The organism is Mesorhizobium sp. CNPSo 4689 (assembly GCF_057784325.1).
Window position 1 is genome coordinate 91,992 of the sequence record NZ_JBWLUZ010000014.1, and the last position, 13,460, is coordinate 105,451.

General features: G+C 60.8%; 8 protein-coding genes. 1 reads left to right on the forward strand and 7 read right to left on the reverse strand.

Annotation, left to right across the window (positions count from 1 at the left end; all coding sequences use genetic code 11):
• Position 1: 1 nt before the first annotated feature.
• Entirely contained in the window at positions 2-1,729 is a 1,728-nt protein-coding gene (locus AC04SI_RS19215) for a hypothetical protein (RefSeq protein WP_488474680.1), read from the reverse strand.
• A gap of 16 nt (positions 1,730-1,745) precedes the next feature.
• Here AC04SI_RS19215 and AC04SI_RS19220 point away from each other — a divergent pair, with 16 nt between their 5' ends.
• Positions 1,746-1,940 carry a hypothetical protein gene (locus AC04SI_RS19220; protein WP_488474681.1) on the forward strand — a complete coding sequence of 65 codons (195 nt, stop codon included), beginning with the start codon at positions 1,746-1,748 and terminating at the stop codon, positions 1,938-1,940.
• Here AC04SI_RS19220 and AC04SI_RS19225 read toward each other — a convergent pair.
• From AC04SI_RS19225 to AC04SI_RS19250, 6 genes are read right to left on the reverse strand one after another with little or no spacing between them, the layout of a single operon-like run.
• On the reverse strand, positions 1,937-6,148 hold the full coding sequence (locus AC04SI_RS19225; protein WP_488474682.1) for a hypothetical protein: 4,212 nt from the start codon (positions 6,146-6,148) through the stop codon (positions 1,937-1,939). The genes AC04SI_RS19220 and AC04SI_RS19225 overlap by 4 nt on opposite strands.
• Complete coding sequence (locus AC04SI_RS19230; RefSeq protein WP_488474683.1) at positions 6,148-9,273, reverse strand: transglycosylase SLT domain-containing protein; 3,126 nt, start codon at positions 9,271-9,273, stop codon at positions 6,148-6,150. Before AC04SI_RS19230 ends, AC04SI_RS19225 begins: the two co-directional genes overlap by 1 nt.
• On the reverse strand, positions 9,273-9,770 hold the full coding sequence (locus tag AC04SI_RS19235) for a hypothetical protein (RefSeq protein WP_488474684.1): 498 nt from the start codon (positions 9,768-9,770) through the stop codon (positions 9,273-9,275). The genes AC04SI_RS19230 and AC04SI_RS19235 overlap by 1 nt, the downstream gene beginning before the upstream one ends.
• Complete coding sequence (locus tag AC04SI_RS19240; protein ID WP_488474685.1) at positions 9,752-10,111, reverse strand: hypothetical protein; 360 nt, start codon at positions 10,109-10,111, stop codon at positions 9,752-9,754. The genes AC04SI_RS19235 and AC04SI_RS19240 overlap by 19 nt, the downstream gene beginning before the upstream one ends.
• Positions 10,111-12,831, reverse strand: a complete 2,721-nt coding sequence (locus AC04SI_RS19245) for a phage tail protein (protein ID WP_488474686.1) — start codon at positions 12,829-12,831, stop codon at positions 10,111-10,113. Before AC04SI_RS19245 ends, AC04SI_RS19240 begins: the two co-directional genes overlap by 1 nt.
• Positions 12,831-13,457 carry a phage connector family protein gene (locus AC04SI_RS19250; protein WP_488474687.1) on the reverse strand — a complete coding sequence of 209 codons (627 nt, stop codon included), beginning with the start codon at positions 13,455-13,457 and terminating at the stop codon, positions 12,831-12,833. The genes AC04SI_RS19245 and AC04SI_RS19250 overlap by 1 nt, the downstream gene beginning before the upstream one ends.
• Between the last annotated feature and the right edge of the window lie 3 nt (positions 13,458-13,460).

Genomic DNA, 13,460 nt, shown 5'->3' on the forward strand with positions numbered 1-13,460 from the left:
TTTAAGAATTTACGCCCTTGATGACGGTGAATTGGATGACGATTGCATCTGACAACGAACCAGCAGTGTTATTGCGAACATTTATTTGGGCCGAGCCAGCGCCACACTGAGCATTGAGGGTATAGGCGCCTATCGTGCCGCCGAAGATGTGGTTAAGCACCACTACATCGGCCGCACCTATATTCGCATTTGTCCACGTAAACGACACAATGGCACCAGCCGCAAGGGCCGCGTTGTTCATGGTGATCTGACCACACATAGTGGCAAGCGCTACGGTTGTGGACTTCGAAGTGGCCTGCGTCACGGAGCCGCCAGCGCCGGTTGCGTAGCCAATGCCCCCAGATGGACTATTTGATTTTATCGACGACGAACCCGTAACGGACCCGAGTACCGTTAGCACCCCGGTATTGCTTAGGGCCATCAACTGAGTGCTGACCGCTTGGTTGTCCCACTGGAAGCCGCTAGTGCCGCCTGTAAAAGTCAGTATGTTGGCGTTCTGGAAGATGCCGGGGCCAGCGACCGCAGTGCTGCCAGAAAACTGGATGCCGAGTGCCGACATGGAGCCGGCGCCATCTACATAAAAGCCGGGACTATCGAAGGCATGGTTTGAGAATGTGGCACCGGTCAGACTGATGCCGTTGGTCCTCGCCCCCGTTGCTGTAAGAATATTGGTCGCGGTGCTCTCCGCCCGGAAATCCGAGTGCGTGACCGACTTGATGCCGTTCAACCAGGTGGCAAAACCGTAGGTCCAGTTAATTCCGGAGCCAGTTGCGGAGAACGCCGCCGTGCTGTCAAACCCACCAGCGGCAACGGCGATGAAGCCGTATGAGGCTGTGCCGGAACCGAGGGTCGCAGCGGTCGCGCCAACATTGTTGATGTCCACTTCGCTGCCGGTGACGAGATAGCCGCCAGCTCCGGCATGTCCTTGTACGATGGTGTTGGTGCCATAGATGCAGGCCGAATTGGCGCCGCCAATGACGCTGAACGTAGCCGCGATTTTGTAGGCCGTGGTTTGATTGGCGATGCCCAAATTCGAAGTCATCGTGAACTGCGCGCCGATTTCTGGCACGGTCGCACTCAATGCGGCGCTGGTCTGGTTGACCCATATGTTGGCGGCCAGGCCCGATCCGGTGAAGGTGTGCGAGACGCCCGCCCCACCAGACATTGAGATGCTGGCCGCTGTGGCCGCGCCTATGTTGGGCGTGACGAGGGTTGGTGACGTGGCAAAGACTAGAGCGCCGGTGCCCGTCACCGCGCCAACCATCAAGGAGCGGAGATTGGCCGCAGTCGGCGATGCAACGAACGCGTCGAAGCCTGTGGCGCGGGTGATTGCCGCCCAGCTAGTCAATTCAGCATCGAAGGGCTGAACCACCTGACTGAAGGCAATGCTTGCGGTACCAATGGTGATTGGATTCGCAGTTGTTACCTGCCACTGCCCGGCCCCCACCGTTCCGTCTGTGACCGAAACGTTCGTTCCCTTGGTCAAATCGCGGTTGCTGTCCATGTCGCGGGCGCGCTGCCAAAGACCCGTCGAAGCGATGTAAATGCCGTTTTCGCGGGCGTCGGTCTGGTCCTTGACCAGCACGCGGTCATTGGCTGCCGTCAGGCTTCCGTCGATCGTCTGTAAACCACTCAGGGCGATGTTGCCCGTGGTCGCTAGGCGACACGGAGCCTTGTATGCTACGGTTTCGCCATAGCCAGTGACTTGATCAACCGAAGTGGTCGCCATTTTGTTAGACTCCGCAATGAAAAAGAGGATCGTTCCGCCCAAGCCAAAATTCTGGGAGGATCCGCGCTATAGTGGTTTTGGTATTTTGATCGCGCTTGCGATTGTGACTGTAATGGCGATGGCCATCACCAGTTTTATACCCGCCGGCAGCGGCAGTTCTGATAAGTGCTGGAACTACGGCGGCCGGTCCGACGACACCTATAATTGCTAGTCGGAAACCGCTTCCTTGAGCTGTGGCTTCAGGCCGGCGTCGCCGAGGCCGAACCCGCCTTCAATGATCCACCGCCAATAGGGCAGCGAAGCGAATGGCGTCAGGCCAATCGTGCGGTTGACGTCTGCTTCCTTCAGGTCGATGTCGCCGTGAGTTGCCCGCGCGCCGATGCCGAGCATTTGCGCTACATCGGTTCCGAGCTGGAACGATGGACCGAGCAGAGCGCCGAACGCATCACGGTTTGCATAGCGCGAGGCCGGCGCCCGTTGCGTCGCATCGGGAAACGCCGCACCCGCCAGAGTGTAGATCCCCGAGCCGCCCAGCTTTTCCCAGGTGTTGTTGACCTCGAACGCGAGCTGAAAAATCCCAGAGCGGTCTAAGCCTTCAGCCACCCACCGGCCGGGGTTGTCGTTCAAGGGCCGGTTAGATTCGACTTGCTTCAGGTAGTAGGTCAGCATGCCCATAGTCATCATGCCTGCCATGCCCGTGATGAACGAGCCCGGCCCTTCCTGAAGACCGCGCATCAGCACCCTTTGATTTGAAGCCAGGGCGAAGCTTTTGAACTGGAGGAGGGCGCGGCCAGTCGGGGTATGGGCGAACAGCGGCACATCGGCCACCGACTTGGTAACGATGATCGAATCCACATCCTTGTTGACCGAAGCGGCGAAGGCGCGGCGCGCACCTTCATCGGTCCAGTCGGCAATCCCTGGAATATGGACGTTGCCGTCGACATCGCCGAACTCGGCAAACTGCTTTGAAATCCGTTCGGCCATGTGAGCATCGATGCCGAGGAAGCCCATGTATTTCAGTTCGGCCGGCGCCAGCTTTTCATAATCGACCGTGGCGTTTATCAGCAGCCGGTTTTGCACCAGGACCGAGGCGATGGACTTGTGCATGTCGTTCCACCAGGGCAGCAGCGTCATCTTGGAAAAGACGTTGGCGGCATTGTCGATGAAACGCTCGAAAGGCGAGATGCTTGAATACGGGTCAGCCAGTTCGGCCATCGTGGCAAGGCGGCTTTGCAGCGACCGTTCCGTCACGGCGCCGAGCAGCTTCGCATCCTCGACCGCCAGTTTGACTGATTTCATATTGGTGATCAGCGGCGCAATGCCCTCGCTCATGTAGCGGCCCATGCCGTGAACCATCGGAGGCCGAGCAGCATCCGACAGGGACGACACCACGACGCCGCCCAGCGAACGCATGAAGTTGAAGACGCCGGCCATGCGCAGCACCCGCGCATAGTTCGTGTGTTGGATTTCGACCTTGTACTGACCGCGCAGAAGATCCCGCACGCTGCCTATGTCTTCGACATCGTTCTTCTCGCTTTTGGCGAGGGCCTTCAGAGCGTTTTCGCGCGCCTTCGGTTCAAAATCGGGATTGGCGTTGATCTCTTCCCGAAGGGTCAGATAGTCGTTCTTCACCCGATCGAGCTGGCTTGCCAGTGTCGGCTTGCCGGCGCCACCTTGGCGTTTGTCCATCTTCGTCAGCTCGACATCGGCTGCCATCACGCGAGCATAGCGCCGGCCGATCAGTTCAATGTCGTGCTCGAGGAATTCTTCAATCAGGTGATCGGGGATGTTGAAGGTGCGTTCCTTGAGAGGCCCGCGCGAAGACATCGTCATGTCGTAGGACGGCATGCCCTGATTTGCGCGGCCGGTGAGCTGCGAAAAGATATCGTCAACGATGCCTTTGACGTAGTCGGCCCGGTCTTCCGGTGACACGAAATCGGGGATTTCCTGCTTTACCTTGGGCATCATCGGTTCGAGCTTGTCGGCCTTCACCTTGAGCCCGTCGATGCTGGCGCGCAGCCGGTCCAGTTCGATCGACTTGGCGGCAAGTTCGGCCAGGATTTCATCATTGGCGCCGCCTTCGGCATCGAGCCGCTTCAGCGCTTCGACGCGCTTTGAAAGCGAGCGTTCCTTCAGCTTCGATTTGAACAGGTCGCGTCGGGTCGTGCCGTAGTCGACTACCAGCGCCACGCGCGGCGACGAGTTGGCCAGATCCTTGACCGCATCAAGTTCGGCTTCCAGCTTTTCGAGCTCTTCGCCGACCGTCTTTGCTTCGGCGCCAGTGATTTTGCTCTCATTGACGATGGCGTCGGTTGTGCGGTCGAACTCTTCAATTTCCTGTTCGAAACGCGAGATACGGGAATCGATGCCGGCCGTGTTCTTTTCGGCGCCGGTCACGCGGGCGATGAAGTCGCGAACGTCCTTCACCGAGGCGTTAGGAGCCAGCCCCACGCGGTCCAGCCATTCGGCCGCCACCTTGTCCAGATTATCCAGCGCCGCTGCTGTAGCCTCTTCCTCAGCCGTGCGCAGGGGATTGCCGCCGAGCTCCGAGCGGATCGATTCCATAACCGCCACCGGGTCGACATAGCCGGCGCCATCGCTTGGCAGCCCAGCGAAGATTTCATCTTCCGACTGGACGAAGTTGTCGACGTCGCCGATTCCGCCCCTCTTGATGAACAGCCCCGGATGCGTCTTGGGCGTGACGCCCATTGCCCGCAATTCGTTGTCAAGCTTCGAGCCGACGCGGACACCGCCCTTTTCCTTGATCAGCGCCAAGACCGGCGAGCGGTCAGCGAAAGCCTGCTTCTTGTTTGCCGACCGTTCAGCCGCGCGAGCCTGCTTTACCGTGTCGACCATGACGGCATTTTCATCGGCGCCGCGCAGCATCCGCACCACGTCGGCCGGCGCGCGTTCTTTCAACACGTCTTGCCGCGTCTGTTGCAGTTGACCGAGCGCGGCTTTCTTCCGCTCCCGGATGCCTTGCCGATCAGCCAGGCGGCTTTCGATGTTGTCGAGCCGTTCCGAGACTTTGCCGAAGGTTTCGCGCTGCTTCTCGGCATCGACAATCCGGTTGCCTACCCTGATTTCGTCGGCCTTGAACTCCAACTGCGCTAGCTGGTCATCGATCCACGGCCGGACGATTTGCTTGAAGCGCTCTTCGCCGGCATTGAGACGCGGAGCGTTCCAAAGCCGGGTCAGGTAGGATGTTGCCGTCTTGACGTTCACATCGGCGGGCAGAAGGCCAACCTCGATTGCCTCATCCTTCAGCGGGTCGAACAGCGTCTTGCGCCAGGATTGCGCCGCCGCCGACACCGCATCGTTTTCGCCGACATCACCACGGCGCATCGCCTTGCTGACAGCCGTTCGAAACTCTTCCGCCGTCATGTCGAAGCCAGGCCTTTGCCGCGCCTTGGCGTAGGTGCCGCGCATGTCGTCCAGCGCCTTGGTCAGCGCACCACGGTCCCAATACTTGACCGCGCTTTCGACCGCGAGGTTGCCTTCGCCGCGCACGTTCTTTTCGAGGTAGAAGCCGGTTTCCGCCAGATCGGCCATGACCGAGCGATGAACAGCCGATGGACTATGAGCCGCCCGCAGCAGCGGGTTGAAACCGGATTGCAGCGCGCCGACCGACTTGCCGCCCGAGGCGATGCCGTAGTCACCAAGGACAGGCTTTTCGACGGCTTGCGCGCCCATGCCGACGCCTTCCGCATGCGCGGCTACTTCGTCAGGGGTCGGGACATGATCCTGCAGAGCCCTTTCGACCGAGGCGAGGGCGGCCTTCCTTTCGGCATGGGAGAACAGGGCACCAGCGCCGGCACCGAGAAAGCCACCCAGAACCGCGCCGCTGCCAATTGCCATCGCGCTTTCGGCCAGCGGTCGCGTCTGTTGCGTTGCCTGGAGCGCGACTTCGGACACGCCAGCGCCGAGCGCCCCGGCAACTGCCGTCCTTGCGCCAGTCATCAGAGCAGCGCGACCAACGCGGACGCCCGCGACCAGTTCGCCGCCAGGAATAAGCGAAGGCGCGTCGATGACGCCCGCCAGTCCAGAGGTTGCGGTCCCCAACCAGCCGGCCGCGTCGATCGTGCGCCGGTCTTCAGCTTCCATGTCGATTTGTGCCTTCATTGCTTCGAAGGCAGGGCGGTTGAAGACGTTGGCGAACCGATCCCAATTCTGTTCGTAAGGCGTCCCCTTGATCTGGTCCCACATGACATCGCCAGTGAAGCCGTCTTCCCGCGTGGCGGTGTCGACGCCGGCCAGCTTGTTCGAGGCCATCGAGCCAATCGTGTTGTCTTGCCTGAAACTGGCGCCGAGGACCGTTGCAATATCCGGCGCCAGTTCGGTTTCCTGTGCCGGCTTGTTGTCGACGGCGCCGAACGTGCCGAGGGCAGGGCGGTCTTCGGGATACTGGACAATCGGCATTAGAATTTGCCCCCGGAGCCGCTACGGAACGCCTTACCGGCATTGGGATCACCGCCGCCGCGCGGATTCTGCGCTTCCGGCGGCGCGGCCGGCGCTTCATCTTCGGCACCCTTCGCGCGCACCAGATCCGATTGAACACGGCCGGCGCCGATGGTTGCTTCAGAACCCAGCGCCTTGATGAAGTCTTGCGTGTTCGGGTCTTCGTTGATCGCCTTGGCCTTCGCGGCGGCAGCGCGGTCGATGTCATTGGCCTGGTCATTGACGTTGTGGCGGGCCAGGAAGCGCTGCTTTGCCTCTTCAGTTCCCTTGGTGACGCCTTCGCTCAGGGACTTCGGATCGATGCCCCACGGCCCGGCAAACACCTCATCGAACTTGGTCTGCCCGTCTTCCGAGTATTGATAGAAAAGCCGGTAGCGGGGAGGGCGCTTCATCTCGATATCAGCGCGCGTCGTCGCGTTCGGGATGATGGCGATATTCTCGACCTTGCGGCCATCGTGGAGTCCGGCGACATAGCTTTCCGCCGTCTTCATCGCGTCAGCACGGAGGTAATCAAATTTGCCGTCGATCGGCGGATAGTGCAGCTCAGGCGGCAGGCGCATCAGGTTCGGAGAACCGGAAATGTTGCTGATATTCCACCGGGTTTTCAGTTCAGCCAGAGCTTGCGCCTTCGCCGCACCAGTGTCGCCGCCGGTATCGTAATACTTCTCTTCGGCGATTTCCTTGTATTCGGCCATCAGCGCGCTTGTCTGCAAAGGCATGATGCCGGCGCCGGGCTCAGACGAGAGCAAGCCAGGGTCGAAGGAATTCGTGACATCGGCCACGGTCAGCGTCTTCGTGAACTTTTCCAGACCGGGCTTCAGAACGTCGCGGTTCACCTTTTGCGCCGGATCATCCATCGCAAGAATCCGCTGCGAAGCCTCTTCGCCCGACATGCCCCGGTCATTCACGAAATGCCGGAACGCCGCCAGCTTGTCGCGAATGTCGGCCGCGCCTTCGACGGCGCCGAACGAGACAGGCGCGACAGTCTGCAGAGCGTCGGCTTGCGACATTGCGGCAGCGAAGAAGGCGGGGTCTTTCGACGCGGCGCCCTGCCTTACTTGAGCCTGCAGCGTATCGGGAATGTAGCCAGTCGCCTTGACGAAGCCTTGCGTGACAATAGGCTGTTGCTCTTCCGGCGTGACCTTCAGCATCTGGTCATAGGCCTTGTTCGCCGTCGACTTCTGGTCGCTGTCGAAGCTGTTGACCGAGGCCGCAGGGCTTCCGGCCAGGATAGCCGACACCAGCGCACCGACGCCGCCGTCTTCCTTCTGCTTCGAGCGGAAGGCCTTCAACTGCTTGGTGACGTCGCCATCGTCCAGCACCGGGTCACTAAGGATTTGATCCTCGCTGACAATCTTGCCGGTCTCGATATTGAGGCCCATGGCGTCGTCATAGGCCTTGTATTGCGCCTGCTGCCGAACGCGGGCCGCCGTGGCTTCGGTCGCAATGTCCTTCTGTGCCGACTTCGCGATGGTATCGCGCGCCACATAGTCCATATCGGCAAAGCGGGGATCGACCTTGAAGCCGGCGCCACCACGTTGGCCGAGCGGTTCGGCCTTGCCCGCCATGTGTGCGGCAATGGCGTCGCGCGCCCAGGTCGGAACGCTGTCCGAATGATGAGAGGCGCCCCAGGCGCGCCGCGGGCCGATATCGAGATGCAGGGAATTGGCATAGACGCCGATCCCGGTGAAGCCGAGAGAGGAGGCGGTCTGGATTAGCCGGACGCGCTCTTCGTTCGACAGCTTGCTGACATCAAGGTCCAGCGCGTTGCCGTGCATATGTTCGGACTTGCGAGCACCGCCAGCCTTGGCGTTGCGCACCGGATCACGAAACCCCGAGACGATCGGCACCGAGGCGCCGAACGCGTTCTGCACTTGCTTGAAGCGCGACATGACCACGCTGTTGACGCCGGCAACGTCAGGACTGCCAACGCGACCTTGCCCGGCAGCGTCGCCAATGATGATCGGTTGCTCTTTGCCAGTGGTTTCTGCGGGCCCGCGCCCGTCCTTTGTTCGAGCCAGAACTTTCTTGTAGTAGTCGGCCGATTCCTGCGGGATCACGCCATCATTGCGCCCGCTGGCAAGCCATTTGTCTGCCCGAGCGGCACCGCCATTGTAGGCGATAAGCGCGGCTTCCGGGTCGCCATCGTAGCGAGCGAGCATCTTGTTGAAATAGTACGTGCCGTACTTTTCGGAGACAGCCGGGTCTTTCAGATATTCGGCCTGCGCCTCAGGCGTGCGCGGGAAGTTCGGATCTTCGATTTCCTGCGCAATCTCGACCGCCGTGTCCGGCATGACTTGCATCAGGCCGAGCGCGCCAGCGTCAGAAACCGCGTTCGGATCGCCACCGCTTTCGACGGCTTTCATAGCGTTGATGATATCATCTTCGCCAGGAGCCTCCCCAAGAGCCCGGAGCCGATCGGCTGGCTTCATACCGTTCAGAGCGGCCATCTGCGCCTTGGCCTTCCAACCCCGGCGCAGTGCGTCCTTCTCGATCGGATTCACGTCTTCGTCGGGAATGGCGTCGATGAAGTTGTTGCCCTCGAAGACAGCGTCATCGAATTTCGACGGGTCGCTGTAGAGCCGGCTCTCAATGGCCGTCAGGCCTTCATCGACACTGGTTTTGTAATAGGCCTTGCGCTGCTTCCGTTCGAAATCGGAAGCGCCGCCTTCGCCGTTGACGAGCGATTCTTCCGTTCCGAACAGCTTCTGATCATAGATCGGCTTGAGCTGCGCCGGGACGCTCTGCATGAACTCTTTGGCAGCTTCCTTGTAGGAGCCCTGAAACTGCTCCTTGAAGCCAAAGGCGCCCGGTTCGGCCTTGTCGCCGGCAGCAGTCAGCGCCTGGGCCTGACCCGACTTGAATTGCTGGTAGCGGCTTTCCGTGTCGAATAGCTGGGTCTTGTCGACCGTCTCTTTCGCCTGTGTTTCCTTCACCTTCAGGCTGTTCGACAACGACTGCAGGCCAGCACCGAGTTGCGCCACGCCCCGGCCGATAGCAGAGGTGTCATAGGTCGCAACCGGTCGACCGGAACGCCCGCTGACAGGCGCGCCCAGGTCTTCAGCGCCAGGCAGTTTCAGAGCCATCAGTAATAGATCCCCGAGGCCGGACCGGCATAAGCCGGTTGGTTCCAATCCTTCGCGAACGACCCAACGCCATCCATCAGCGTGCCGGCGGCGCCGAAATACGAGCCGGTTTTTGCTGCCTTGCCTTCCATGCGAGCGGCGGCAGCTTGCGCCCGGCGACCCTTCGCCCGCTCTTCGCCGCCGTAGCGGATCATGCCTTCGTTGACCGCCCCCTGCGTGGCGACATCGCCGGCCAGGTCTTGCACGGTTTCATCGAGCGCGCCGAGGCCAGAGGCGCCTGCCACGGCCTGTTGACGCGACAGGACGAAGTTCGTCTCCTTCTTCGCCCGTTCCGCCTCACGTTGCGCCGCTGCCTTCTCTTCCTTGGCCTGTTGTTCGAGCTGGGCGGCCTGATAGTCGGCACCGCTCTTCTGTGCCGCGCCCGCCGCGAGCGTTCCGGCCGCCGAGACGCCCGTACCGACAAGGCCGAGGATTGTGGTTAGTCCGAAGTCTGCCATGTCCACACATCCCCATCGTCAGGCTTGAAGCCAAGCCGCGAGAGCCATTTCGCCGAGGTCGGTTCGTCGCGGTCGCAGAGTGCAATGATGCGCTTGTGACGCGCCTTGGCGTCTTCCATGATTGCGAGCGCCGTCCGGTGGATGGCGTGGCGATATGGCCGCGCCTCTTCCTTCAAGGAGCAGAACGCAATCACGTTGCCGCCCGAGAACCAGAAGCCGGCAACCGCCACCAGTTTGCCATCTACCAAGCCGGCGATGCCGCGCACCGTTGGCCCGTTGCCCTGGTCCCCGTACCACTCCAGGAGATGGTCCCGCGTGAGCGGCACGACTTCGTGAGCCATCAGACCTTGTCGTTTGTCTCGACTGAAACAACAGCCGCGTTGAGCACGCAGGGTTTCGGCGCCGTGGCGCGGATGCAAAGGCGGCTATCAGGCTTCCATTCACCAGGGAACGCCGTCGCCGGCTCTTCGTAGTCTTCGAACATTTCATCTGCCGTGACGGGCCGGCCCTGGTAGAGCCGCGGCAGCCTGTCCATGTTGGAGAAATCGCGGCCGACTTCGATGCCGTCATTGTGGACGCGGCCCATGATCAGGCCGACATAGTTGACCCGCTTGATTTGGCTGAGAGCCGTTCCCGCCGCCGCCGCATAGGCCAGCTTGGTCGACTTGTAGAGCGCGGTATAGGGCAGACCGACCATGACGTCAGTTGCCGTGACAGCCGCGCTGAGAGTGATGGCCCCAGCCGACACCGTATAGGCGCCAAGATACTTCCCCGCGCCCCAGGCGACCACGCTAAGTCCGTTCAGATGCGACAGGCCGGTCACGCTCGTTCCGGTCACAGACGGCACCACAATGAACGCGTCGGCCTGCTTGTTCATCGTGCCGCCCAGGCATTCCGATTCCATCGCCATCTTTTCCAGATAGCGGACCGTCGAGGCGCTGACCGTGCGGCGAACCCGATAGAAGACTTGATCCTCATCTTCCCCCGGCAAGATCGACACGCCTTCAATGAAGCCGGCGCCACCCGCAGTGAGCCTGGACCAGCACGTCACGTCTTCGGATGGCTCATAGGTCAGCAGCACGACAGACCCATCATCGAGCCAGAAATGAGCCCGAGTGTCGGGCTGGCGCTGGGTTGCCATTCCGACGACCTTCGCAGAGCCGGTCAGATCCGGGCATAGAAGCGTTAGATCACGCGGCGCGTATTCATAGGTGTTCGGGTCGAAGATCAGTTCAAACAGGCGCTTGCCCGAGCGCTGGGCAAAGATGCCGCGACCGTCGATTTTGACCGCTGCCACGCCTGCCCGAGAGCCTTGTGTAGACGGCGTCCCGGCTTGCGCATTTTGTGGCGTCAGCGGCTCATCGAACGATGTCGACTTAATAGAGAACTCAGCGCCAGGCGTGCCGATAATTGGCCGGCTGAGCGAGAGCATGAAGTTGATGGCGTCAACCGGGCCAGAGCCGAGCGTCCTGTTGATCGGCCCAGCATCGCCTTCGAAGTCAGGGTCAAAGTTCTCGTAATCGTCAGTGACGGAGAAGATGAAGCGCGACTTGCCCGACCAACCCAGCCGGCCTTTGTCGAAGGCAACAGCGCCCGGCCAACCCTGCCGATCCGACCAGATGCCTTCCTGCCAATTGTCGGTGTACTCGGTGGTGTTGAAGCGATCCAGCACTTCAATTTCGACTTGGGTTGCCGAGGTGAACGCGATAACCCGGCAGATGCCGTATCCGCCGCCACCATCATAGTCGATGGTTACCGTTGCCGTGCCGGAGGTATAGTCACCATCCTCAAAGCCCAGCTTGTAGTAAACGATGGCGTTGTTGTCATCGTCATCATTCTGGGTTGAACCAAGATTGGTAGTGATAGGCACAGTGGAGGACGATTGCTCGTAGGGGAAATCCTTGAAGCCACTGTCCGGGCCGTCGAAAGACCGCTTCCACCTGAGCGTGCCGGACCAAACGCCGGAGACGGTATAGAACCAATTCCGATCATCGTAGTTGGACGTCACGACGCCGGTCACCCGAAGCGGATCGGTGAATGAGCCACCAGCACCCAGTTTGTAGGTCTGATCGACGCCTTCGTTGAACAGGCGAAACAGAGCCCCGACATGGGTGGCTTTGAAGAACGGCAGATCGGAAGTCAGCGAGGTATTACCGTTGGTGGCGGCTACCTTGAGCTTCACCTTGGCTGATCGCGTGCCGAAAAATGGCCCATTCTCGGGACGATAGAGCACGATCGACCAGCTATCGACCGCGCGGCGCTCGATGCGCCGCTGCTGAAAACCAGCGCACGCCAAAAAGAGAACGTCCGCTGATTGGTCCCAGCGAACAAATGGCAGGTCTGCGGCGGCGTAGGGGATATCCAGTTCCATCGTACCAGCCGAAGCGACTTGGCAGGATGCAACAATCTTGTCGATGTCCAGATCCGATTGAAACTGGACGTAGAAGTCGCCGGTCGGCGTGAACGCGAGACTATGGGCGCCAGTGCGCAGCGTCGTTTCGCCGATATACTCGTCGCCTCCCGAGGTAGAGCCGCAGCGGAAGGTAACCGGGCCACGCGTCACCGAGATGTTGAGCGCATGGCGAGCCCCGATGTTGCCGCCGGAAACTGTGATCTGCCGCCGGCAGACCGCCAGCCCGCCCACGTTGACCGCGTCCAGGACAAGGCCGCTGCCGCCGAACGTGAGCGTGCCGCCATTGGTCGACGCGTCCGTCCAACTCGCCGAGGTGGCGAAATTGCTGTTTGATATCGTAGTGGTGACCGACGCCCGAGAGACCAGCACATCATTGACGCGAACCCGCATCTTGCCGTCAGCCATTTCGATCAGAGCTGTGTCGGTTGTCGATGCAACGAACGGGATATCGATCCCGAAGGCGTTGTTTCGACTGGCGCCGAGATAGCCGAAGCCTGGACGGAGGAACATCGAGCCGGCCGTTTTCGGCAGCCAGTTTTCCATCACCTCCGCAGACAACCGGATGCGATCGACATCAACACGCGTCAGCGCAGAGCTAGAGACCAGCCCCCGGTTGAAGGCCAGCAGAGGCGCATTGGTTTTCGCCATCAGCGAAGCCCGTCAGGCCTACGGCGCGAGGAGGAGCCACGGCTTTGGACAAGCCGGCCAGGAGGTGGATACCGCGTCACGGCCTCGTTCATGGCGTCGGTGTTCGATGCCTTGTATTTGGCCTTATCCCGCGCCTTTTCGAGCTTGTCTTTTCGATCGGACGAGCCCGTCACTTCCTCGCATGTTGCCCAGGCAAGATAGGTCTCGACATAATCGACAAAGGTTTGCGGCCATAGGCCGAGATCCAGCCCATAGTCCTGATCATTCGAGACGTAGCGAAGGTAGATGACTGAATTGTCGGCGAGCAGATAGTTTGACCGGTCATCGTAATCGAGCAGCGGCACCTTGCCGTAGGGGTCAGTCGTCACCCCAGCCGTGCGCAGCCAATCATCCGGCTTGTCGAACACATACTGGTAGCCGAAGTCACCCGTCGCCGATGGCGTAGCCTCCATCTGGACGAACCGCATTGCGAAATTCCAGAAGGCCGCCTCGAGACAGCCCTTCACCGTCTTCGCGTATTCGGCATCGAGCGCACGGCGCGCTTTCCCCTCATCCGAGAGGGCGTTGAGGCGCGGCTGACCGAGTTTGATCAGCGCGCCGTTGTAAAGGGAAAGCTGGTCCGTCATGGA